Here is a 21,876-nt window from a genome sequence, read left to right as displayed (position 1 = left end):
TTGCGTGTGTTCCCAGTCATGCCTTGCGGCGCAGTATCAGCAGATGGCGCTGGCCCTGGCAACCTGGAACGGTCAGGGCCTGCTCGCTTTCCACTGTGAAGTCTGCGGGCAATGCTACCAGTTCATCGGCAGGATGCAGCCCCTTCATTGCAAGCCATTGCGTCCCGGTGTCGCCAAGGTGGCGGGTCCAGTTGGTGAAGTTCTCCATGCTGCTGAAGGCGCGGGAGATGATTCCGCTGAACGGTTGTGTAGGCTGGAAGGATTCGACCCGGCTGTGGATAACCGTGAGGTTGTCCAGCTTGAGTTCCATTTTCACCTGGGTCAGGAAACGGGTCTTCTTGCCATTGGCGTCCAGCACCGTCACGCGCTTGTGAGGATGCAGGATAGCCAACGGGATACCGGGCATGCCACCGCCACTTCCGACATCCAGCCAGTTGTCACGCTCGCTGTGGATAAACGGCATGACACTGAGGCTGTCGAGCAGGTGACGCGACACCATCTCGTCGGGGTCGCGCACGGCGGTGAGGTTGTAGGCTTTGTTCCATTTGATCAACAGGGCCAGGTAGCCGAGCAGCTTTTCATGATGCTCGGCGTTCAGCTCGACACCGAGCTGGCGCGCACCTGTGGACAACTCTTCAGCGTGTTGCGGGGTGACCAGGGAACTCAAGCGCTTTGCTCCAATTCGCGGCCAGCGCCGCGTTTTTTCAAGTGAATCAGCAACAAGGAAATCGCTGCCGGGGTCACGCCCGGGATGCGCGAAGCCTGGCCCAGGGTTTCCGGACGGGTCTGGCCCAGTTTGCCCTGGATTTCCTTGGACAGGCCGGAAATCGTCGAGTAATCGATATCCACAGGCAGGCGAGTGTCTTCACTGGCGCGCAGACGTGCGATTTCATCCTGCTGGCGGTCGATGTAACCGGCGTACTTGGTGCGGATCTCGACCTGCTCGGCGACCTGTGGATCGATCGCTTCGCCACCGGTTGCCTCGATCAGCCCGGCGTAGTCGATTTCCGGGCGGGCAAGCAGGTTCAGCAGGCTGTACTCGTGGCTGAGCGGGGTACCGAACTTATCCACAATGGCCTGACCTTGCTCGGTGTTCGGGCGTACCCAGGTCGACTTCAGGCGCTGCTCCTCGCGTTCGATGCCGTCGCGCTTGGCGCAATAGGCAGACCAACGCTGGTCGTCGATCAGGCCGAGCTCGCGGCCCTTTTCGGTCAGGCGCAGATCGGCGTTGTCTTCGCGCAGGATCAGGCGGTACTCGGCACGCGAAGTGAACATGCGGTACGGCTCCTGGGTACCCAGGGTAATCAGGTCGTCGACCAGTACGCCGATGTACGCCTCGTCGCGGCGCGGGCACCAGCTGTCTCGGCCCAGCGCCCGCAGGGCTGCGTTGGTCCCGGCCAGCAAACCCTGAGCGCCGGCTTCTTCGTAACCGGTGGTGCCGTTGATCTGGCCGGCGAAGAACAGGCCGCCGATGACTTTGGTCTCGAGGCTGTACTTGAGGTCACGCGGGTCGAAGTAGTCGTATTCGATGGCATAGCCCGGGCGAACGATGTGGGCGTTCTCCATGCCGCGGATCGACCGTACCAACTCCAGCTGCACGTCGAACGGTAGCGAAGTGGAAATACCGTTGGGGTACAGCTCATGGGTGGTCAGGCCTTCCGGCTCGATGAACACCTGGTGGCTTTCCTTGTCGGCGAAGCGGTGGATCTTGTCCTCGATCGACGGGCAGTAGCGCGGGCCGACACCTTCGATCACACCCGAGTACATCGGCGAACGGTCGAGGTTCGAGGCGATGATCTCGTGGGTGCGCGCATTTGTGTGGGTAATCCAGCAGCTCACCTGGCGCGGGTGCATCTGGGCATTGCCCATGAAGGACATCACAGGAATCGGCGTATCGCCTGGCTGCTCGGTCATCACCGAGAAGTCCACCGAACGGCCGTCGATACGCGGCGGAGTACCGGTTTTCAGGCGGCCGACGCGCAACGGCAATTCACGCATGCGGTGGGCCAGGGCGATCGAAGGTGGATCGCCGGCGCGACCGCCGGAATGGTTTTGCAGACCAATGTGGATAAGGCCACCGAGGAAGGTACCGGTGGTCAGTACCACCGATTCGGCGAAGAAACGCAGGCCCATCTGGGTCACCACGCCTTTGACCTGGTCCTGCTCGACGATCAGGTCGTCGCAGGACTGCTGGAATATCCACAGGTTCGGCTGGTTTTCCAGGATTTCACGCACCACTGCCTTGTAGATAGCGCGGTCGGCCTGTGCACGGGTGGCGCGTACGGCCGGGCCCTTGCGGTTGTTCAAAACGCGGAACTGGATGCCGCTCTTGTCGGTGGCCAGCGCCATGGCGCCGCCGAGGGCATCGATCTCTTTGACCAGATGGCTTTTGCCAATACCGCCAATGGCGGGGTTGCAGCTCATGTGACCGAGGGTTTCCACGTTATGGGTCAGCAGCAGGGTTTTCACACCCATGCGTGCAGACGCAAGCGCAGCCTCGGTACCGGCATGGCCGCCGCCGATGACGATCACTTCAAAACGGGAAGGGAAATCCACCACGCACCTCGTGCCTGTTTTTGCGAATAGAGAAGGTAAGCGGACAAGTATAGGGACTTCACACCCTTTAAAGAAACCGTCTGAGCAAATTTTGACCAGTCTGTGGATGAGTGGCAGCCAACAGAAATCAAAAAGGAGAAATTTAAAAAAGCTTTGTTTTTATGTTTATTCTTATGCACAAGCTTTTCTGTGGATAAGCTCATGCAGGCCTTTACCCATGCTGTGTAGAGCAAAATTAAACCCTGTGGCTGGAGTACCATGAGGGCTCTGGATAAGACGATTTAGCCTGTGGATTAAATGGCTTGTTACCCACAGGCGGGTTTGTCCTCAGAAAAAAATCCTGCTTATCAACGGAGCTGAAGGCGAGTTTTCCACAGGGCTCCTGAGAGAAGATTGGGGTAGGTGAATGAAAAAAATGTGAACCTGCACCGGCCTCTTCGCGGGTGAACCCGCTCCCACAGGGTTCTGCACAGCCTTCAGGTGCGGCGCGATTTCCGTAGAAGCTGCGAAATTTGAGGTAAAAAAAAGCCGCTCACGAAGGAGCGGCTCTTGGTTTTGCCTGGCTGTGAATTACTTACCGATGCAGAAGCTGGAGAAAATCCGCCCCAGCAGGTCGTCAGAGCTGAATGCCCCGGTAATCTCCCCCAGGGCCTGCTGCGCCTGGCGCAGGTCTTCCGCCAACAGCTCACCCGCGCCAGCCAAGGTCAGTTGTGCACGGCCATGTTCCAGGTGCTCACTGGCCTGGCGCAGGGCATCCAGATGGCGCCGGCGAGCGCTGAAACCACTCTCGGCCGTCTGTTCATAACCCATGCAGGCTTTCAGGTGGTTACGCAACAACTGCAGCCCTGCAGCGTCCCCTTTGGCACTGAGGGTGATCGTTACATGGCCGTCATCGCACTGTTCCAGCGCTACCTGCTCACCACTAAGATCGGCCTTGTTCCGAATCAGCGTCACCTTGGCCGGGTCTGGCCGCTGGTCGAGAAATTCTGGCCACAGGGCGAACGGGTCGCTGGCCTCGGGCGCGGTGGAATCCACCACCAACAACACCCGGTCTGCCTCGCCAATGGCCTTCAGCGCACGTTCCACGCCAATCTTTTCCACATGGTCATCGGTGTCGCGCAAACCGGCAGTATCGACCACGTGCAGCGGCATGCCGTCGATGTGGATATGTTCGCGCAGGATGTCCCGCGTGGTGCCGGCAATATCGGTGACGATGGCCGCTTCCCGCCCAGCCAGCTGGTTCAGCAGGCTCGACTTGCCAGCATTCGGCCGACCGGCGATGACCACGGTCATGCCGTCACGCAGCAAAGCGCCCTGCCCGGCTTCCCGCTGCACTGTGGACAACTCGCCGCGAACGTTATCGAGCATCGAAAGTACATGGCCATCAGCGAGGAAGTCGATTTCTTCCTCGGGGAAGTCGATCGCCGCCTCGACGTAGATGCGCAGGGCTATCAGTGCTTCGGTCAGGCTGTGCACACGCTTGGAGAACTCGCCCTGCAGCGAACGCAGTGCGTTGCGCGCAGCCTGGCTGGAACTGGCTTCGATCAGGTCGGCAATGGCTTCGGCCTGGGCCAGGTCGAGCTTGTCATTGAGGAATGCACGTTCGCTGAACTCACCCGGGCGAGCCAGCCGGCAACCAACCTGTACACAGCGCTGCAGCAGCATATCCAGCACCACCGGGCCACCGTGGCCCTGCAGTTCCAGCACGTCCTCGCCGGTGAACGAATTCGGCCCGGGGAAGAACAGCGCGATCCCTTCGTCCAGCACCAGGCCTTCCTCGTCGCGGAACGGGCCGTAATGGGCGTGGCGCGGGGTAAGCGTACGGCCGGTGATCAACTGGCCGGCCTTGGCAGCCAGAGGGCCGGACAACCTGACAATACCCACACCGCCGCGGCCTTGGGCGGTGGCGATGGCGGCGATGGTTTCACGCACAGTGTTCATGCTCGAAAGCCTCTACGACAAAAACGACAGATAGCAAAAACGCCCCACTAGGGGGCGTTTTTTATTCACAGGCTAGCGCAGTAGCCTGTCAAGCAGCAGCTTTTTTGCTGGCTGCTTCGATGCTGCGGGTGATGTACCACTGCTGTGCGATCGACAGGCAGTTGTTCACAACCCAGTACAGCACCAGACCAGCCGGGAACCACAGGAAGAAGAAGGTGAAGATGATCGGCATCATTTTCATCACCTTGGCCTGCATTGGATCCGGCGGCGTCGGGTTCAGGCGCTGCTGGATGAACATGGTGGCGCCCATGATGATCGGCAGGATGAAGAACGGATCCTTGATCGACAGGTCGGTAATCCACAGCATCCATGGAGCCTGGCGCATTTCCACGCTTTCCAGCAGTACCCAGTACAGGGCCAGGAACACTGGCATCTGCACCAGGATCGGCAGGCAGCCGCCCAGCGGGTTGATCTTCTCCTTCTTGTACAGCTCCATCATCGCCTGGGACATCTTCTGGCGATCGTCACCGAAGCGTTCCTTCAGTGCAGCGAGCTTCGGCGCAACGGCACGCATGCGCGCCATCGAACGGTAGCTGGCAGCCGACAGCGGGAAGAACAGGCCTTTGATCAGCATGGTCAGCACGATGATCGACCAGCCCCAGTTACCCAGCAGGCTGTGGATATGTTGCAGCAGCCAGAAGATCGGCTGGGCGATGAACCACAGGAAGCCATAGTCGACGGTCAGTTCCAGGCCTGGGGACAACTCTTTCAGCTTGGACTGGATTTTCGGGCCGGCGTACAGCATGGCGCTGGTTTCGACCTTGCCGCCAGCAGGCACGCTGATGGCCGGGCCGGTGTAGCCGATGATGTAGTTGCCCTGGCTGTCCTTGCGGGTCTGGACAACGTTGTTGTCCGACTTGGCCGGAATCCAGGCGGTCACGAAGTAGTGCTGCAGCCAGGCAACCCAGCCGCCGGACACATTTTCTTTCAAACTACCTTTGTCGATGTCCTTCATCGAGACCTTTTTGTAAGGCTCAGAAGCAGTCCACAGGGCAGCGCCCAGGTAGGTGGCGGTACCGGTGGCGGTGCTCGAAGACGGATCGGAGCTGGCGTCACGCTTGAGCTGGGCAAACATGTTGCCGCTCCAAGCCTGGCCGCTCTGGTTGTCGATCAGGTAGCTGACGGTCAGGTCATATTCGCCGCGCTTAAAGGTGAAGCGCTTGATGTAGTTGACGCCGTTGTCGCTGAACTTCAGGTCGACCACCAGTTGTTCCTGGCCATCGGTCAGCTGGTAACCCTTCTTGTCGGTAGCGTATAGAGGGCGACCGGCAGGACGGGCATCCGGACCGTTTACGCCGGTCAGGCCGCTTTGTGCCAGGTAGACACGCTCGCCACCGTTGTCGAACAGCTGGAACGGAATGTCCGGGTGATCCTGGCGACGTGGGTATTGCGGCAGGTTCAGCTGGACGATGTCACCGCCAACCGGATCGATAGCCAGCTCCAGGACATCGGTCTTGACCCGGATCAGGTCCTTGCTGACCGCAACCGGTGCCAGTTCGGCTGCGCTGGTTTCGGCGTTGGCGCTTGGCACATCGGCGCTGGCGCCGGCATTACCGGCCGGTACGCCATCCGGCAAACCCGGGGCAACGGTGCTGGCAGCAGTATTCTGAGTCGGCAGGGCAGCCTGGCCGTAGTCCTGGTTCCACTTGAGGACCATGACGTAGGACACGATTGCCAGGGCGACGATCAGGATCGTGCGTTTAATATCCATGATTACTCGGCTATCGAAGAAGTTCGGGAGGAAGGAGCGGGAGGAACGGGATCGAAACCGCCGTCGTTCCACGGATGACAACGCCCCAGGCGACGAACGGCTAGCCACCCACCACGCCAGAGGCCGTGGTTTTCGATGGCTTCATAGGCATAACAGGAGCAACTGGGGAAGAAACGACAGTGGTTGGCCATCAGAGGACTAATGGCGTAACGGTAAAACTGGATCGGAACGAGCGCCAGTTTACGCATCTTGGCTGTCTACCCCTGCGGAATTGGCGGTCACTGCTGGAGTGGGCCGGCTGCGCGCCAGGCGTTTCCAGAGTTTGCCAAAGTGTTGGTGCAATTCCGGGTTTTCTATCTCACCCAATCCCTTGCGCGCGACGATCACAATGTCCAAACCGGCAAGCAAATGCTGGTTCAGGCGAAAGGAATCGCGCATCAAGCGCTTGAGGCGGTTGCGTTGAACGGCGAGCTTGACGCTCTTCTTGCCGATCACCAGGCCTAGGCGTGGGTGATCGAGGCCGTTCTCGCGAGCAAGGATCAGCAGGTTTTTCCCTGGAACCTTGCCGGTTGGGGAGTCGAAGACCGCTTTGAAATGTCGGGGTGTAAGCAGTCGCTTTTCCCGACTGAAGTCCTGACTCACCACCTGTGCCGAAAAATCAAATGGCCAGACGCTTACGGCCTTTGGCACGACGACGCGACAGAACAGCGCGGCCGTTCTTGGTAGCCATACGGGCACGGAAGCCGTGGGTGCGCGCGCGCTTGATGGTGCTTGGTTGGAAAGTACGTTTCATGGCGTGTTACCTGGTTTGTCGACGACGGGCCGGGATGGCCCCCTTTTTAAGAGACCGGCGATTCTAGAGAAAGCAAGCCCGTAGGTCAATTTCCAACCAGTCTTTCCATATAGAGCACGTGATGGACGGTGCGTGCCTGCCCTCCCCCAGGGGGTGCTTGATCGGACACACGAATTGGGGACAACATGAAAAAAAAGAAGAGACATATAAAAAGCTTTTCTGAAGAATCTATAAATCTTAAGTGGATAACCTTCTGTGGATAACCTGATTTAGGCCAGAAAATACGGGCTGTACAGAGTTTTACAACTGTGTTCTCAACCGGTGCTGCGCTTGTTTTCTTCGTGGGCAGAAGCTGTGGATTAAAAGGCTACTTACCCACAGGTGAGTTATCAACAGGCCTGACCTCAGGGTTGTGCATAGCGCTCATGACTACTTATCCACAGGGCTTATTCACAGTGCGATGAAGCTGTTTTGGTCGATAAATGGCTGTTTTGTCATGGTTCCTAACGTGTCCACATGTGGATAACTGAACGCTCGACCGGTACAATGGCGGTTTGTTTTTGCCTCATCCGGCTTTCAAACTCAGGGGATATCCGTGTCAGTGGAACTTTGGCAGCAGTGCGTGGAGCTTCTGCGCGATGAACTGCCTGCCCAGCAATTCAACACCTGGATCCGTCCGCTACAGGTCGAAGCCGAAGGCGACGAGTTGCGCGTCTATGCGCCTAACCGTTTCGTTCTCGATTGGGTCAATGAAAAGTACCTTGGTCGTTTGCTCGAGCTGTTGGGCGAAAACGGCAGCGGCATTGCGCCTGCCCTTTCCTTGTTGATCGGCAGCCGTCGCAGCTCTGCGCCACGTGCCGCACCCAACGCGCCAGTAAGTGCTGCGGTGGCCGCCTCGCTGGCCCAGAGCCAGACACCGAAGGCAGTGCCGGCAGCGGTCGAACCCGTCGCCGTCGCGGCGGCCGAGCCTGTGCTTGTCGATGAACTGGCCGAGCCATCCTCGCGTGATAGCTTCGATGCCATGGCCGAACCGGCTTCTGCGTCGGCTGGCAGTGCACGGACCGAACAGCGCACCGTGCAGGTTGAAGGTGCGCTCAAGCACACCAGTTACCTGAACCGCACCTTCACGTTCGATACCTTCGTCGAAGGTAAGTCGAACCAGCTGGCGCGCGCGGCTGCCTGGCAGGTGGCAGACAACCCCAAGCATGGCTATAACCCGCTCTTCCTTTATGGTGGTGTGGGCCTGGGTAAAACCCACCTCATGCATGCTGTGGGTAACCACCTGCTGAAGAAGAACCCGAATGCCAAGGTCGTGTACCTGCATTCGGAGCGCTTCGTCGCGGACATGGTCAAGGCGCTGCAACTCAATGCCATCAACGAATTCAAGCGTTTCTACCGCTCGGTGGATGCGCTGCTAATCGACGACATCCAGTTCTTTGCCCGTAAAGAGCGCTCGCAGGAAGAGTTTTTCCACACCTTCAACGCCCTGCTCGAGGGTGGCCAGCAGGTGATCCTTACCTCTGATCGCTACCCAAAGGAAATCGAAGGCCTGGAAGAGCGCTTGAAGTCGCGCTTTGGTTGGGGTCTGACGGTGGCCGTCGAGCCGCCAGAGCTGGAAACCCGCGTGGCGATCCTCATGAAGAAGGCCGACCAAGCCAAGGTCGAACTACCGCATGACGCGGCCTTCTTCATTGCCCAGCGTATCCGCTCCAACGTCCGTGAACTGGAAGGTGCATTGAAGCGGGTGATCGCCCACTCGCACTTCATGGGCCGCGACATCACTATCGAACTGATTCGTGAGTCGCTCAAGGATCTGCTGGCGCTGCAGGACAAGCTGGTTAGTGTGGATAACATTCAGCGTACCGTCGCCGAGTACTACAAGATCAAGATCTCCGATCTGTTGTCCAAGCGTCGTTCGCGTTCCGTGGCGCGTCCACGACAGGTGGCCATGGCCCTGTCCAAGGAACTGACCAACCACAGTCTGCCGGAAATCGGCGACATGTTCGGTGGTCGGGACCATACGACCGTGCTACACGCCTGCCGCAAGATCAACGAACTGAAGGAATCCGACGCGGACATCCGCGAGGACTACAAGAACCTGCTGCGGACGCTGACGACCTGATGGCCGTCTGCGCAGCTAATTGAAGGCAAGGGACTAGACCATGCATTTCACCATTCAACGCGAAGCCCTGTTGAAACCCCTGCAACTGGTCGCCGGTGTCGTCGAGCGCCGCCAGACCTTGCCGGTCCTGTCCAACGTATTGCTGGTCGTGCAAGGCCAGCAACTGTCGTTGACTGGTACCGACCTGGAAGTCGAACTGGTAGGCCGCGTGCAACTGGAAGAGCCGGCCGAGCCTGGCGAAATCACTGTTCCGGCACGCAAGCTGATGGACATTTGCAAAAGCCTGCCGAACGACGCCCTGATCGATATCAAGGTCGACGAGCAGAAACTGTTGGTCAAGGCCGGCCGCAGCCGTTTTACCCTGTCGACCCTGCCAGCCAATGACTTCCCGACAGTGGAAGAAGGCCCGGGCTCGCTGACCTGTAACCTGGAACAAAGCAAGCTGCGCCGCCTGATCGAGCGGACCAGTTTCGCCATGGCCCAGCAGGATGTGCGCTATTACCTCAACGGCATGCTGCTGGAGGTTTCCCGCAACACCCTGCGAGCTGTGTCCACTGACGGTCACCGTCTGGCGCTGTGCTCCATGAGCGCACCGATCGAGCAGGATGATCGCCACCAGGTCATCGTGCCACGCAAAGGTATCCTTGAACTGGCACGCCTGCTGACCGACCCGGAAGGCATGGTCAGCATCGTTCTGGGCCAGCACCACATTCGCGCCACCACCGGTGAATTCACCTTCACTTCCAAGCTGGTCGACGGTAAGTTCCCGGACTACGAGCGCGTACTGCCCAAGGGCGGTGACAAGCTGGTGGTCGGCGACCGTCAGGCGCTGCGTGAAGCTTTTAGCCGTACTGCGATTCTTTCCAACGAAAAGTACCGCGGTATCCGCCTGCAACTGGCTGCTGGCCAACTGAAGATCCAGGCCAACAACCCTGAACAGGAAGAAGCTGAAGAAGAAATCAGCGTGGACTACGAAGGTAGCTCACTGGAAATCGGCTTCAACGTCAGCTACCTGCTGGACGTCCTGGGCGTAATGACTACCGAGCAAGTTCGTCTGATCCTGTCCGACTCCAACAGCAGTGCCCTGCTGCAGGAAGCTGGCAATGACGATTCTTCCTACGTTGTCATGCCGATGCGTCTGTAACCCGTAGCAGGCGAAATGTCTCTTCGACGTATCATGGTCACCGCGGTGCGCAATTTGCACCCGGTGACACTCTCACCGTCCCCCCGCATCAACATCCTTTACGGCGCCAACGGCAGCGGCAAAACCAGCGTGCTTGAGGCCGTGCACCTGCTCGGGCTGGCGCGCTCGTTCCGCAGCACCCGCCTGAACCCGGTTATCCAGTATGAACAACCGGCCTGTACCGTGTTCGGTGAAGTGCAATTGGCCGAGGGTGGCAGCAGTAACCTGGGGGTATCCCGGGAGCGGCAGGGAGAATTCACTATTCGCATCGATGGGCAGAATGCGCGGAGTGCGGCACAACTGGCTGAGTTGCTACCGCTTCAGCTCATCAATCCGGACAGTTTCCGCTTGTTGGAAGGCGCTCCGAAAATACGCCGCCAGTTTCTGGATTGGGGAGTGTTCCACGTGGAACCTCGTTTTCTGCCAGCCTGGCAACGGCTACAGAAGGCACTGCGGCAGCGGAACTCATGGTTGCGGCATGGTACACTTGACCCAGCTTCGCAAGCCGCCTGGGACCGGGAATTGTGCCTGGCCAGTGCGGAAATAGATGAATACCGTCGCAACTACATCAAGGCCTTGAAGCCCGTCTTCGAGCGAACCCTGAGCGAACTGGTCGAGCTGGACGGGTTGACCCTTAGCTACTACCGAGGCTGGGACAAGGACCGGGAACTGCAAGAAGTACTTGGTTCCTCTCTCCTTCGCGATCAGCAGATGGGCCACACCCAGGCCGGTCCGCAGCGTGCTGATCTGCGTCTTCGTCTGGCTGCCAACAACGCAGCCGACATCCTGTCGCGTGGTCAGCAAAAGCTGGTGGTGTGCGCATTGCGCATTGCCCAAGGCCATCTCGTTAGTCAGGCTCGCCGCGGTCACTGTATTTATCTCGTGGATGACTTGCCGTCCGAACTGGACGACCAGCATCGCCGCGCGCTGTGTCGCTTGCTTGAAGAATTACGCTGCCAGGTGTTCATCACCTGTGTAGATCACGAATTACTGAGGGAAGGCTGGCAGACGGAAACGCCAGTTGCTTTGTTCCACGTGGAACAAGGCCGTATCACCCAGACCCACGACCATCGGGAGTGAATGCATGAGCGAAAATCAAACGTACGACTCCTCCAGCATCAAAGTGCTGAAAGGTTTGGATGCCGTGCGCAAGCGCCCCGGCATGTACATTGGCGACACCGATGATGGTAGCGGCCTGCACCACATGGTCTTCGAGGTGGTCGACAACTCGATCGACGAAGCCCTCGCCGGTCACTGCGATGACATCACCGTCATCATCCACCCGGACGAGTCCATCAGTGTGCGCGACAACGGTCGCGGCATTCCGGTCGACGTGCATAAAGAAGAAGGCGTTTCCGCAGCAGAGGTCATCATGACTGTGCTGCACGCTGGCGGTAAGTTCGACGACAACTCCTACAAGGTATCCGGCGGGCTGCACGGCGTAGGTGTCTCTGTTGTAAACGCCCTGTCAGAAAAACTGGTACTGACCGTTCGCCGTAGCGGCAAAATCTGGGAACAGACCTACGTTCACGGTGTTCCACAGGCGCCGATGGCGGTTGTCGGTGACAGCGAAACCACCGGTACCCACATCCACTTCAAGCCTTCGGCTGAAACCTTCAAGAACATTCACTTCAGCTGGGACATCCTGGCCAAGCGTATCCGAGAGCTGTCGTTCCTCAACTCCGGCGTTGGCATTCTGCTGAAGGATGAACGTAGTGGTAAGGAAGAGTTCTTCAAGTACGAAGGCGGCCTGCGCGCGTTCGTCGAATACCTGAACACCAACAAGACCCCGGTCAACTCCCAGGTATTCCACTTCAACGTCCAGCGTGACGATGGCGTGGGTGTTGAAGTCGCCCTGCAGTGGAACGACAGCTTCAACGAAAACCTGTTGTGTTTCACCAACAACATTCCGCAGCGTGATGGCGGTACTCACTTGGTGGGCTTCCGTTCCTCGTTGACCCGTAGCCTGAACAGCTACATCGAACAGGAAGGCCTGGCCAAGAAGAACAAAGTGGCGACCACTGGCGACGACGCCCGCGAAGGCCTGACCGCGATTATCTCGGTGAAAGTACCGGACCCTAAGTTCAGCTCGCAGACCAAGGACAAGCTGGTCTCCTCGGAGGTGAAAACCGCCGTGGAGCAGGAGATGAACAAGTACTTCGCCGACTTCCTGCTGGAGAACCCGAACGAGGCCAAGGCCGTCGTTGGCAAGATGATCGACGCTGCCCGAGCCCGTGAAGCGGCACGTAAAGCTCGTGAAATGACTCGCCGTAAAGGCGCGCTGGATATTGCCGGCCTGCCAGGAAAACTGGCCGACTGCCAGGAAAAGGACCCTGCCCTTTCCGAACTGTACCTGGTGGAGGGCGACTCCGCGGGTGGCTCGGCGAAGCAAGGCCGCAACCGTCGTACCCAGGCAATCCTGCCGTTGAAGGGTAAAATCCTCAACGTCGAGAAAGCGCGCTTCGACAAGATGATCTCTTCCCAGGAAGTGGGCACGCTGATCACTGCACTGGGCTGCGGTATCGGCCGTGAAGAGTACAACATCGACAAGCTGCGTTATCACAACATCATCATCATGACCGATGCTGACGTTGACGGTTCGCACATCCGTACCCTGCTGCTGACCTTCTTCTTCCGGCAGCTGCCGGAGCTGGTCGAGCGCGGCTACATCTACATTGCCCAGCCACCGCTGTACAAGGTGAAGAAAGGCAAGCAGGAGCAGTACATCAAGGACGACGAGGCCATGGAAGAGTACATGACCCAGTCGGCCCTGGAAGATGCCAGCCTGCACCTGGACGAATCGGCACCAGCGGTTTCCGGCGTGCAGCTGGAAGCATTGGTGAATGAATTCCGTAGTGTCATGAAGACCCTCAAGCGTCTGTCGCGCTTGTATCCAGAAGAGCTGACCGAGCATTTCATCTACCTGCCGGAGGTGAGCCTGGAACAGCTGGGTGACCACGCTGTGATGCAAGCCTGGCTGGCCCAGTTCCAGGAACGTCTGAACAACAGCCAGAAGTCCGGCCTGGTTTATAAAGCCAGCCTGCGCGAAGACAAAGAACGCAACGTATGGTTGCCAGAAGTGGAGATCACTTCCCATGGCCTGGCCAGCTACGTCACCTTCAACCGGGACTTCTTCGGCAGCAATGACTACCGTACCGTAGTCAACATTGGTGCCAAGCTGTCCAGCTTGTTGGGCGAAGGTGCTTACGTACAGCGCGGTGAGCGCCGCAAGGCAATCGTCGAGTTCAAGGAAGGCCTGGATTGGTTGATGAACGAGACCACCAAGCGGCACACCATCCAGCGATACAAAGGGTTGGGTGAGATGAACCCGGACCAGCTGTGGGAAACCACCATGGACCCGACCGTCCGCCGTATGCTCAAGGTCACTATTGAGGATGCGATCGCTGCCGACCAGATCTTCAACACCCTGATGGGTGATGCGGTCGAGCCGCGTCGTGACTTCATCGAAAGCAACGCGCTGTCGGTATCGAACCTAGACTTCTGATTCGCCTAGATCTATAGGCACTAAAAAGCCCGCGAAAGCGGGCTTTTTAGTGCCTATAGAAATCAGTAACCGCTGAGGACGTTGACGATCACACCACTGGCAATAGCAACCAGCACATAGTCTCCATTCACATACAACCAGCGGTGATCACGGGGTGGCGCATACAGGTGGCGTGCTTTCCAGTCGGTCACCCAGTAACGGTCGCCACGGTAATGCGGGTCAACCACATGACCGCGATGCCACTGTTGATGCGGAACAGGCATGTCCGGTTGGGGGCGGAAGTTCGGATCGCGGTAGGCGGGACCGTGGTCATTGTCATGGCGGCCTTGGTGCTGCGGCTGCCCATGCGGTGGGTTGCCCTGGTGCGATGGACCGCCATCATGCCGGTCAGGTGGGCCTGGCTGCGCGAAACTGGCCAAAGGGGCGCTGAGCATGAGCGCGGCGCAGATCACGGTCAGGGTTTTCTTCATTTTGCGGTCCTCTGGATGTTGATGCCTGGCGAGAGCTGACGGGCTGCCAGGTTCGGTTAACTAATCAGACCACAATCATTCCCGCTTAATGTCAGGACAGAGGTAAAGGTCCGGTAAAGGTCTGAGGAGGCGCGGTGGATGGCACCGGCTTTGCCGGTGTTCGCGGGTGAACCCGCTCCCACAGGATGTGTGTTGCCGTCGGGTATACGCGGGCCCTTCTAGACCGCGTTAACCGAACGCCTCAATTCAGGCCAAGCTCCTTCAACCGGCGATATAGGGTTCGCTCGCTCAGGCCAAGGTGACGGGCCAGTTCACTGCGCGAGCCCTTGAACTGTTCCAGTGCCTGCGCCAGCTCACCCAGGTGATTGCGCCGGCCACCAGTCTTGATCGCCCCCGCTGGTCCAATATCCTCCGGCAAATGCTCGGGCCGGATCAGCCCGTCATCGGCAAACAAGCGCGCCCTTTCCAGAATGTTGCGCAGTTCGCGAATGTTGCCCGGGAATGGATGCAACCCAAGCTGCTGCAAGGCATCGTCGCTCAGCCTGGGTGTCGGCTTGCCTGCCATGCGCTGCAGCAGGCTCTGGGCGAGCAAGGGAAGGTCTTCTACCCGCTCGCGCAATGCCGGCAGACGGATCGGGAAGCCGCTGATGCGGTAGTACAGGTCTTCGCGGAAGGTACCGTCCGCGACCATTTGCCTGAGGGGTTTATGGGTTGCCGACACCAGGCGAAAATCCGAATGCACCGTGCGCAGGCTACCCACCGGGCGGAAGCTGCCGGACTCGATCAGGCGCAGCAGCTTCACCTGCATCGCCAGCGGTACCTCCCCAATTTCATCGAGGAACAGGGTGCCGCCATGCGCCGCTTCAGCCAGGCCGATCTTGCGCTGGTTGGCGCCAGTGAACGCACCCTTCTCGTAGCCGAACAACTCGCTCTCGAACAGCGACTCGGTCAGGCCGGTACAGTCGACCACCACCAACGGGCCGTTAGCCCTGGGGCTTCCCATGTGCAGCGCACGGGCGAACAGTTCCTTGCCAGTACCTGACTCACCCTGTAGCAACACCGGGATCTGCGCCGGTGCCGCACGTTGCAGGCTGGCCAGGGCCGCCTTGAACGCTGGCGCCCGGCCGACCAGCCCCTGTTCCTGAGGCTGCGCCGACGCGAGGGTAATGCTGGTCAGGCGCTCGACAAAGGCCACCACCCTGCCCTGTTCATCCAGGATCGGCCGCAGCTCGACATCCACATGCTCGGGGCCGCGTGGCGTGTGATGAATGTGCAACACCCGCTCCGGAACCTTGCTTTGCCACGCTTTGCGCATCGGGCAATGCTCGCCGGCCTGGTCGCAAGGCACGGCGTAGTGGTGCGAGACCTTGTGGCATTTCTCACCGAGCGGCGCTTGCTCATGGCGACCAAACTGGCGGCGATAGGCAGCGTTGGCCGCCAGGATGTTGTAGTCGGTATCCAGCACGATGGTTGGCAGGGCATCGTGCTCAAGATAGGAAACCAAAGCTAGGATGAGGGGATGGGCTTCAGGCATGACGGCACCGATTGGATGACCGGCGCAGGGTAACAAGGACTGCCAAACACTGCCATTGGCTGACAGTCGACTGCCATCTGCGCTGTCACTGTCGTCGGCAACTGAGAGCAACGGGCCGGTTTCATTGGCCCAGGCGCAGGAAAATGCCTGGCATGCATCTTGATAAACCTCCTGGCACTGCCTACGCGCGTACAAGGCTGGGCGGATAAATTGGAGAACGCGATGATCATCGGCAACAACCTGCACGTGGACGCCTTTTACGATAAGGCGACCTCGACCATCAGCTACCTGGTCATGGACTGCGAAACCCGCAAATGCGCATTGATCGACAGTGTGCTGGATTACGACCCCAAGTCCGGGTGCACTTGCACGGCATCGGCGGACCGCCTGGTCCAGCGCGTGACCGAGCTTGAAGCCAGCGTGCAGTGGGTGCTGGAAACCCATGTGCATGCAGACCATCTTTCGGCAGCGGCCTATTTGAAGGAAAAGCTCGGCGGCCATACCGCCATCGGCGCACACATCACCCAGGTACAGAAAGTTTTTGGTGCCTTGTTCAACGCCGAACCTGGCTTCGCCCGCGATGGCAGCCAGTTCGATGTGCTGTTCGAGGACGAGGAAGGTTTCCGCATTGGCAATCTGCATGCCCGCGCGTTGCACACCCCGGGGCACACGCCTGCGTGCATGAGCTTCATGATCGAGGACGCCGGCGAGACCGCGGTGTTCGTCGGCGACACCCTGTTCATGCCCGACTACGGTACCGCCCGTTGCGACTTCCCAGGGGCCGATGCCCGCACCTTGTACCGCTCGATCCGTCGCCTGTTGGCCTTCCCCGACCAGACCCGGCTCTTCATGTGCCACGACTACCTGCCGGGTGGCCGTGACATGCAGTACGTCACCACCGTGGCCGAGCAGCGCGCCAACAATATTCATATCCACCAGGGCATCGATGAGGACAGCTTCGTCGCCATGCGTGAAGCTCGCGACAAGACCCTCGAGATGCCCGTGCTGATCCTGCCTTCGGTGCAGGTAAACATGCGCAGCGGCCAGTTCCCCGCGCCGGAAGATAACGGTGTGAGCTACCTGAAGATTCCGCTGAACAAGCTGTGACCGCCCTGCCCCATAACCAGATTTACAGGATTTACCGCCATGCCTGCCTTGTTGTCCCCCGCCAATACCGACCACCACAAAGTGGTCATCGTCGGTGCTGGCGCCGCCGGAATCGCCATCGCTTCCAGCCTGATCAGCCGTGACCCGTCGCTGGACGTTACCTTGATCGACCCCGCCGACGTGCATTACTACCAGCCCGGCTGGACCATGGTCGGTGCGGGTGTGTTCAAGGCGCCAAGCACTGCTCGCACCATGGCCTCGACCATTCCGCGCGGCGTGCGCTGGATAAAGGCACGGGTGCAGAGGTTCGACCCGCTGGGCCAACTGGTCCTGCTCGAGGGCGGCCGCGCCATCAGTTATGAACAGCTGGTGGTCTGCCCGGGCCTCAAGCTGGATTGGGCAGCCATAGATGGCCTCAGCGAGACCTTGGGCCGCAACGGCGTCACCTCCAACTACCGCTACGATCTGGCACCCTACACCTGGGATCTGGTGCAGCAGCTCAAGCAAGGCCGAGCCCTGTTTTGCCAGCCGCCCATGCCGATCAAGTGCGCAGGCGCGCCGCAGAAGGCGTTGTACCTGTCTTGCGACCACTGGCTGCGGCACGGTCATCTGGGGGCTGTGAAAGCCAGCTTCTTCAATGCCGGCGCAGTGTTGTTCGGAGTGGCGGACTACGTGCCTGCACTGATGAAGTACATCGACAAGTACGCCGTGGACCTCAATTTTTCCCACCGCCTGGTCGCCGTGGACGGCCCGAACAAGCGCGCCACCTTCGTGCGCACCTTGGCCGATGGCAGCAGCGAAACCCGTATCGAGGCCTTCGACATGCTGCACGTGGTACCGCCGCAGGTGGCACCGGACTTCATTCGTGAAAGTCCGCTGGCCGATTGCGCCGGCTGGGTCGATGTCGACCCGCACACCCTGCGCCATCGCCACTTCACCAATGTCCATGCCCTTGGGGACGTGATCAACACCAGCAATGCCAAGACCGCCGCCGCTGCACGCAAGCAGGCTCCGGTCGTGGCCAACAACGTGCTGGTGGCCCTGGGAAGGTTGCCTACCCTCGCCCAGTACGATGGTTATGGCTCGTGCCCGCTCACCGTCGAGCGCGGCAAGATCGTCCTGGCTGAATTCACCTATGGCGGCAAGCTGGCTCCAAGTTTCCCCAACTGGTTGCTGGATGGTCGCAAGCCGACACGTCTGGCCTGGTTGCTCAAGGCGCAGGTGCTGCCACCCCTGTACTGGAAAGGCATGCTCAAGGGCCGCGAGTGGCTGGCACGGCCACAGCCGTTGGTAGCCGAGGGTCGGCAGTGATCGAACATCAATTACTGGGAGCGGGTCTGGGCGCGCTCATCGGTGCCGTGCTGGCGTTGACCGGTGCCGGCGGTGGCATTCTCGCAGTGCCTTTGCTGGTGTTCGGCCTGGGGTTGTCGATGGTCGAGGCAGCACCGGTCGGCCTGCTGGCAGTAGGCATGGCGGCGGCGGTGGGAGCAATGCTGGGCTTGCGGCAGGGCCTGGTGCGCTACCGGGCAGCGCTGTTCATCGCATTGATCGGTGTGGCAGCGGCGCCATTCGGGCTGATGCTGGCGCACCGCTTGCCGAACACGCCACTGCAGTTGGTGTTCGCTGTGGTGTTGGTGTATGCCTGCCTGCGTATCTGGCGCAAAGCGGCCAAGGAACTGCGCGGCGAAGCCAATGATGCCCATCGCTACATCGAACCCTGCGTGCTGAACCCGCTGCAGGGCCGTTTGCGCTGGACCCTGCCGTGTGCGCGCGCCCTGGCCTTCACGGGCGCATTGTCCGGGCTGCTGTCCGGCCTGCTCGGCGTGGGCGGTGGCTTTGTCATCATTCCGGCCCTTAACCGCTACACCAACCTGCGGATGGCCAGCATCGTCTCCACCTCGCTGGCGGTGATCGCGCTGGTGTCCACCGGCAGTGTGGTCAGCGCCAGCCTGGCAGGGGTCATGCACTGGCAGGTTGGCGCCCCGTTCGCTGTCGGCGCAGTGCTTGGTCTGCTGCTGGCGCGGCCGTTGGCGAACAGGCTGGCCGGGCCGCGCTTGCAGCAGATGTTTGCCGTGGCCGGTTGGGCCGCGGCTCTGCTGCTGGCCGGCAAGGCGCTATTGGGCTAGCAGCTCGCTCTGTTCCGCCGCGCACAGCGCCAGCAGGTAGTCCCACACCACCCGCAGTCGCACCGACTTGTGCAGTTCGCGGCGGGTGCAGATCCAGTAGCTGCGCTGGATGGTTTCGCCAGGTAGCACGCGCACTAGCGTCGGGTCGTGGCGGGCCATGTAGTTGGGTAGCACGGCGATGCCCAGCCCGGCGCGGGCGGCGGTTTGCTGGGCGATCACGCTGGTGCTGCGAAACACTACGCTGGGGGCCCGGCAGAAACTGTTGAGAAACAGCAGCTCCTGGCTGAACAGCAAGTCGTCGACATAACCAATCCAGCTGTGCCGGGCCAGGTCCTCGCGGTTGCGCAGCGGGGGCGCACGGTCCAGGTAGTCCTGGCTGGCATACAGGGCCAGGCGGTAGTCGGTGAGCTTGCGGGTGATCAGCAGGTCGGCGCTGGGCCGTTCCAGGTGGATGCTGATCTCTGCCTCTCGGTTGAGGATGCTGACGAAGCGCGGTACCGCCACCAGTTCCACTTCCAGGCCGGGATAGCGCTCGAACAGCGCATTCATGCGCGGGGTGAAGAACATGATGCCGATGCCTTCGGTCACCCCCAGGCGAATCTTGCCGAGCGGCGTGATGGCTTGGGTGATTTCTTCCTGTGCCAGCAGGGCGACGTTTTCCATGGCTTCTGCGTGCTTGAGAAGAGCTTGGCCCGAGGGCGTCAGTTCATAGCCCTGGGCATGCTGCACGAACAGTGCGGTACCCAGGCTTTGCTCGATGCTCTCGATGTGCCGGGCAACGGTGCTGTGAGTGGTGTTGAGGCGCTTGGCGGCGGTAAGCAGGCGCCCGCTGCGCTGCAACTCGAGGAAATAACGCAGATCGTTCCAGTCGAACATGCTGATCCTTTTTGGCAGTTCGTTCCGGCCTCTTCGCGGACACGCCCGCGAAGAGGCCGTTACAGACTTGCCACTGTGCTAAAACGCACAGCGGCTGCGCGAAATCTCGTGTTTCCTCCACGAAATTACTCACTAAGATGGATCGGGACAAGAATAATAATCAGGCCCGAGGTTGCACATGCCATCAGCCGATTCTGTCTTCGACTACGTGGTCGTGGGGGCCGGGCCCGCCGGTTGCCTGCTGGCCAATCGTTTGTCCGCCGACCCTTCCTGCCGCGTGCTGCTGCTGGAGGCGGGTGGCCGCGACAACTATCCCTGGATCCATATCCCCGTCGGTTACCTCTATTGCATCGGCAACCCACGCACCGATTGGTGCTTCAAGACCGAGGCGCAGCCCGGCCTGGGCGGTCGCGCGCTGGGCTATCCACGCGGCAAGGTTTTGGGTGGCTGCTCCTCGATCAACGGCATGATCTACATGCGCGGCCAGGCCGCCGACTACGACCTTTGGGCCGAGCAAGGCAACGACGGCTGGGCCTGGAAGGACGTACTGCCGCTGTTCAAGGCCAGCGAAAGCCACTTTGCCGGCGCCAACGAGCACCACGGTGGTGATGGTGAATGGCGGGTCGAGCGACAGCGCTACAGCTGGCCGATCCTCGATGCCTTCCGTGATGCCGCCGAGCAGAGCGGCATCGGCAAGGTCGATGACTTCAATTCCGGCGACAACCAGGGGTGTGGATATTTCCAGGTCAACCAGCGCAGCGGTGTGCGCTGGAACGCTTCCAAGGCTTTCCTGCGGCCGATCAAGAACCGCCCAAACCTCACCGTGCTGACTGGCGTTCAGGTTGACCAGGTGCTGCTCAACAACACCCGTGCGCGGGCAGTAAAGGCATTCTGGCAGGGTGCCTGGCACGAGTTTGCGGCACGTCGCGAGATCATCCTCTGCGCGGGCGCTGTGGGCTCTCCCGGTATCCTGCAACGCTCCGGCATCGGTCCACGGCAGCTACTGGAAAGTCTGGGTATTGGCGTGCGTCATGACATGCCAGGCGTTGGCGGCAATCTGCAGGATCACCTGCAGCTGCGCCTGATCTACCAGATCCGCAATACCCGTACCCTGAACCAGATGGCCAACAGCCTGTGGGGCAAGATGGGCATGGGCTTGCGCTACCTCTATGATCGCAGTGGCCCGCTGGCTATGGCGCCGAGTCAGTTGGGCGCATTCGTGCGTTCAAGCTCGGAGCAGGCCACCGCCAACCTGCAGTACCACGTGCAGCCGCTGTCACTTGAGCGCTTCGGCGAGCCGCTGCACAGGTTCCCGGCCTTTACCGCCTCGGTATGCAACCTGCGCCCGGCCAGCCGCGGGCGTATCGATATCCGCAGCAGCGACATGAACAGCACTCCGCTGATCGACCCCAACTATCTCAGCGACCCCCAGGACCTACGCGTCGCCGCCGACTCCATTCGCCTTACCCGACGTATCGTCCAGGCCTCTGCCCTCGCTGCGTTCGACCCGAAGGAATACCTGCCGGGCCCAGCCCTGCAAACCGAAGAAGAGCTGTTCGAAGCCGCCGGCAAGATCGGCACCACCATCTTCCACCCGGTAGGCACCTGCCGCATGGGCAATGGCGAACTGGACGTTGTGGATAACCAGTTGCGCGTACACGGCATCCCTGGCCTGCGCGTGGCGGACGCATCGATCATGCCGCAGATCACCTCTGGCAATACCTGTTCACCCACCCTGATGATCGCCGAGAAGGCGGCGCAACTGATCCTCAAAGGAGCTGCGACCCAGACCTATCTGAACGAAGACGCGATACCGACGCCCTGAACGAGGGTGCGTGCAGTACCGGCAGCTGGCGGTCAGAAGCTGCCGACAGTGGAACAACAAGAATAAT

18 protein-coding genes are annotated in these 21,876 nt (G+C 60.1%); 8 read left to right on the top strand and 10 right to left on the bottom strand.

Annotated elements, in window-relative coordinates:
* Window positions 1-16: 16 nt before the first annotated feature.
* The 7 genes from rsmG to rpmH all read right to left on the bottom strand — a co-directional run bounded on the left by rsmG (window position 17) and on the right by rpmH (window position 7,061).
* Complete coding sequence (gene rsmG, locus ACK1U9_RS06885; RefSeq protein ID WP_449109781.1) at window positions 17-667, bottom strand: 16S rRNA (guanine(527)-N(7))-methyltransferase RsmG; 651 nt, start codon at window positions 665-667, stop codon at window positions 17-19.
* A complete protein-coding gene (mnmG, locus tag ACK1U9_RS06880) occupies window positions 664-2,556 on the bottom strand; it encodes a tRNA uridine-5-carboxymethylaminomethyl(34) synthesis enzyme MnmG (protein ID WP_046615329.1) in 1,893 nt (630 codons plus the stop codon). Before mnmG ends, rsmG begins: the two co-directional genes overlap by 4 nt.
* A gap of 570 nt (window positions 2,557-3,126) precedes the next feature.
* Window positions 3,127-4,497 carry a tRNA uridine-5-carboxymethylaminomethyl(34) synthesis GTPase MnmE gene (gene mnmE / locus ACK1U9_RS06875; protein ID WP_338459930.1) on the bottom strand — a complete coding sequence of 457 codons (1,371 nt, stop codon included), beginning with the start codon at window positions 4,495-4,497 and terminating at the stop codon, window positions 3,127-3,129.
* A gap of 88 nt (window positions 4,498-4,585) precedes the next feature.
* A complete protein-coding gene (yidC, locus tag ACK1U9_RS06870; RefSeq protein ID WP_135001797.1) occupies window positions 4,586-6,268 on the bottom strand; it encodes a membrane protein insertase YidC in 1,683 nt (560 codons plus the stop codon).
* 2 nt (window positions 6,269-6,270) lie between these two features.
* Complete coding sequence (gene yidD, locus ACK1U9_RS06865; protein ID WP_015268406.1) at window positions 6,271-6,516, bottom strand: membrane protein insertion efficiency factor YidD; 246 nt, start codon at window positions 6,514-6,516, stop codon at window positions 6,271-6,273.
* On the bottom strand, window positions 6,509-6,913 hold the full coding sequence (rnpA, locus tag ACK1U9_RS06860; RefSeq protein WP_085601064.1) for a ribonuclease P protein component: 405 nt from the start codon (window positions 6,911-6,913) through the stop codon (window positions 6,509-6,511). Before rnpA ends, yidD begins: the two co-directional genes overlap by 8 nt.
* A gap of 13 nt (window positions 6,914-6,926) precedes the next feature.
* Window positions 6,927-7,061 (bottom strand): 50S ribosomal protein L34, encoded by a 135-nt coding sequence (rpmH, locus tag ACK1U9_RS06855; RefSeq protein ID WP_003253163.1) that lies wholly within the window; start codon window positions 7,059-7,061, stop codon window positions 6,927-6,929.
* Window positions 7,062-7,656: 595 nt separating this feature from the next.
* Here rpmH and dnaA point away from each other — a divergent pair.
* From dnaA to gyrB, 4 genes are read left to right on the top strand one after another with little or no spacing between them, the layout of a single operon-like run.
* The gene (gene dnaA / locus ACK1U9_RS06850; protein ID WP_046615324.1) at window positions 7,657-9,183 is read left to right on the top strand and encodes a chromosomal replication initiator protein DnaA; all 1,527 of its coding nucleotides are present in this window, start codon (window positions 7,657-7,659) and stop codon (window positions 9,181-9,183) included.
* 40 nt (window positions 9,184-9,223) lie between these two features.
* Window positions 9,224-10,327 carry a DNA polymerase III subunit beta gene (gene dnaN / locus ACK1U9_RS06845; RefSeq protein ID WP_003260019.1) on the top strand — a complete coding sequence of 368 codons (1,104 nt, stop codon included), beginning with the start codon at window positions 9,224-9,226 and terminating at the stop codon, window positions 10,325-10,327.
* Between the two features lie 15 nt (window positions 10,328-10,342).
* The gene (gene recF, locus ACK1U9_RS06840) at window positions 10,343-11,446 is read left to right on the top strand and encodes a DNA replication/repair protein RecF (protein ID WP_046615323.1); all 1,104 of its coding nucleotides are present in this window, start codon (window positions 10,343-10,345) and stop codon (window positions 11,444-11,446) included.
* A 4-nt stretch (window positions 11,447-11,450) separates the two neighbouring features.
* The gene (gene gyrB / locus ACK1U9_RS06835) at window positions 11,451-13,871 is read left to right on the top strand and encodes a DNA topoisomerase (ATP-hydrolyzing) subunit B (protein WP_046615322.1); all 2,421 of its coding nucleotides are present in this window, start codon (window positions 11,451-11,453) and stop codon (window positions 13,869-13,871) included.
* Window positions 13,872-13,933: 62 nt separating this feature from the next.
* Here gyrB and ACK1U9_RS06830 read toward each other — a convergent pair whose 3' ends face one another.
* Both ACK1U9_RS06830 and ACK1U9_RS06825 read right to left on the bottom strand, forming a co-directional pair.
* On the bottom strand, window positions 13,934-14,341 hold the full coding sequence (locus tag ACK1U9_RS06830; RefSeq protein WP_046615321.1) for an RcnB family protein: 408 nt from the start codon (window positions 14,339-14,341) through the stop codon (window positions 13,934-13,936).
* 241 nt (window positions 14,342-14,582) lie between these two features.
* Window positions 14,583-15,875: a sigma-54 interaction domain-containing protein gene (locus ACK1U9_RS06825; protein WP_046615320.1), complete on the bottom strand. Its 1,293-nt coding sequence runs from the start codon at window positions 15,873-15,875 to the stop codon at window positions 14,583-14,585.
* Window positions 15,876-16,097: 222 nt separating this feature from the next.
* Between ACK1U9_RS06825 and ACK1U9_RS06820 the strand changes: the two genes are divergently transcribed.
* The 3 genes from ACK1U9_RS06820 to ACK1U9_RS06810 are packed head-to-tail and all read left to right on the top strand — an operon-like array spanning window position 16,098 to window position 19,108.
* On the top strand, window positions 16,098-16,982 hold the full coding sequence (locus ACK1U9_RS06820) for an MBL fold metallo-hydrolase (RefSeq protein WP_085601061.1): 885 nt from the start codon (window positions 16,098-16,100) through the stop codon (window positions 16,980-16,982).
* Window positions 16,983-17,021: 39 nt separating this feature from the next.
* Entirely contained in the window at window positions 17,022-18,293 is a 1,272-nt protein-coding gene (locus tag ACK1U9_RS06815) for an NAD(P)/FAD-dependent oxidoreductase (protein ID WP_108480422.1), read from the top strand.
* Window positions 18,290-19,108, top strand: coding sequence for a sulfite exporter TauE/SafE family protein (locus ACK1U9_RS06810; RefSeq protein ID WP_085601060.1), 819 nt, complete (start codon window positions 18,290-18,292; stop codon window positions 19,106-19,108). Before ACK1U9_RS06815 ends, ACK1U9_RS06810 begins: the two co-directional genes overlap by 4 nt.
* Here ACK1U9_RS06810 and ACK1U9_RS06805 read toward each other — a convergent pair.
* Window positions 19,097-19,984: a LysR family transcriptional regulator gene (locus ACK1U9_RS06805; RefSeq protein ID WP_108480421.1), complete on the bottom strand. Its 888-nt coding sequence runs from the start codon at window positions 19,982-19,984 to the stop codon at window positions 19,097-19,099. The two genes, ACK1U9_RS06810 and ACK1U9_RS06805, sit on opposite strands and share 12 nt — an antisense overlap.
* A gap of 178 nt (window positions 19,985-20,162) precedes the next feature.
* On the opposite strand from ACK1U9_RS06805, the gene ACK1U9_RS06800 reads away from it, so the two are divergent.
* On the top strand, window positions 20,163-21,809 hold the full coding sequence (locus ACK1U9_RS06800; RefSeq protein ID WP_449109780.1) for a GMC family oxidoreductase: 1,647 nt from the start codon (window positions 20,163-20,165) through the stop codon (window positions 21,807-21,809).
* The last annotated feature ends 67 nt before the right edge of the window (window positions 21,810-21,876 follow it).

The sequence above is a fragment of the Pseudomonas sp. XP1 genome (assembly GCF_053557675.1).
This window is presented reverse-complemented; position numbering and strand designations above follow the sequence as displayed.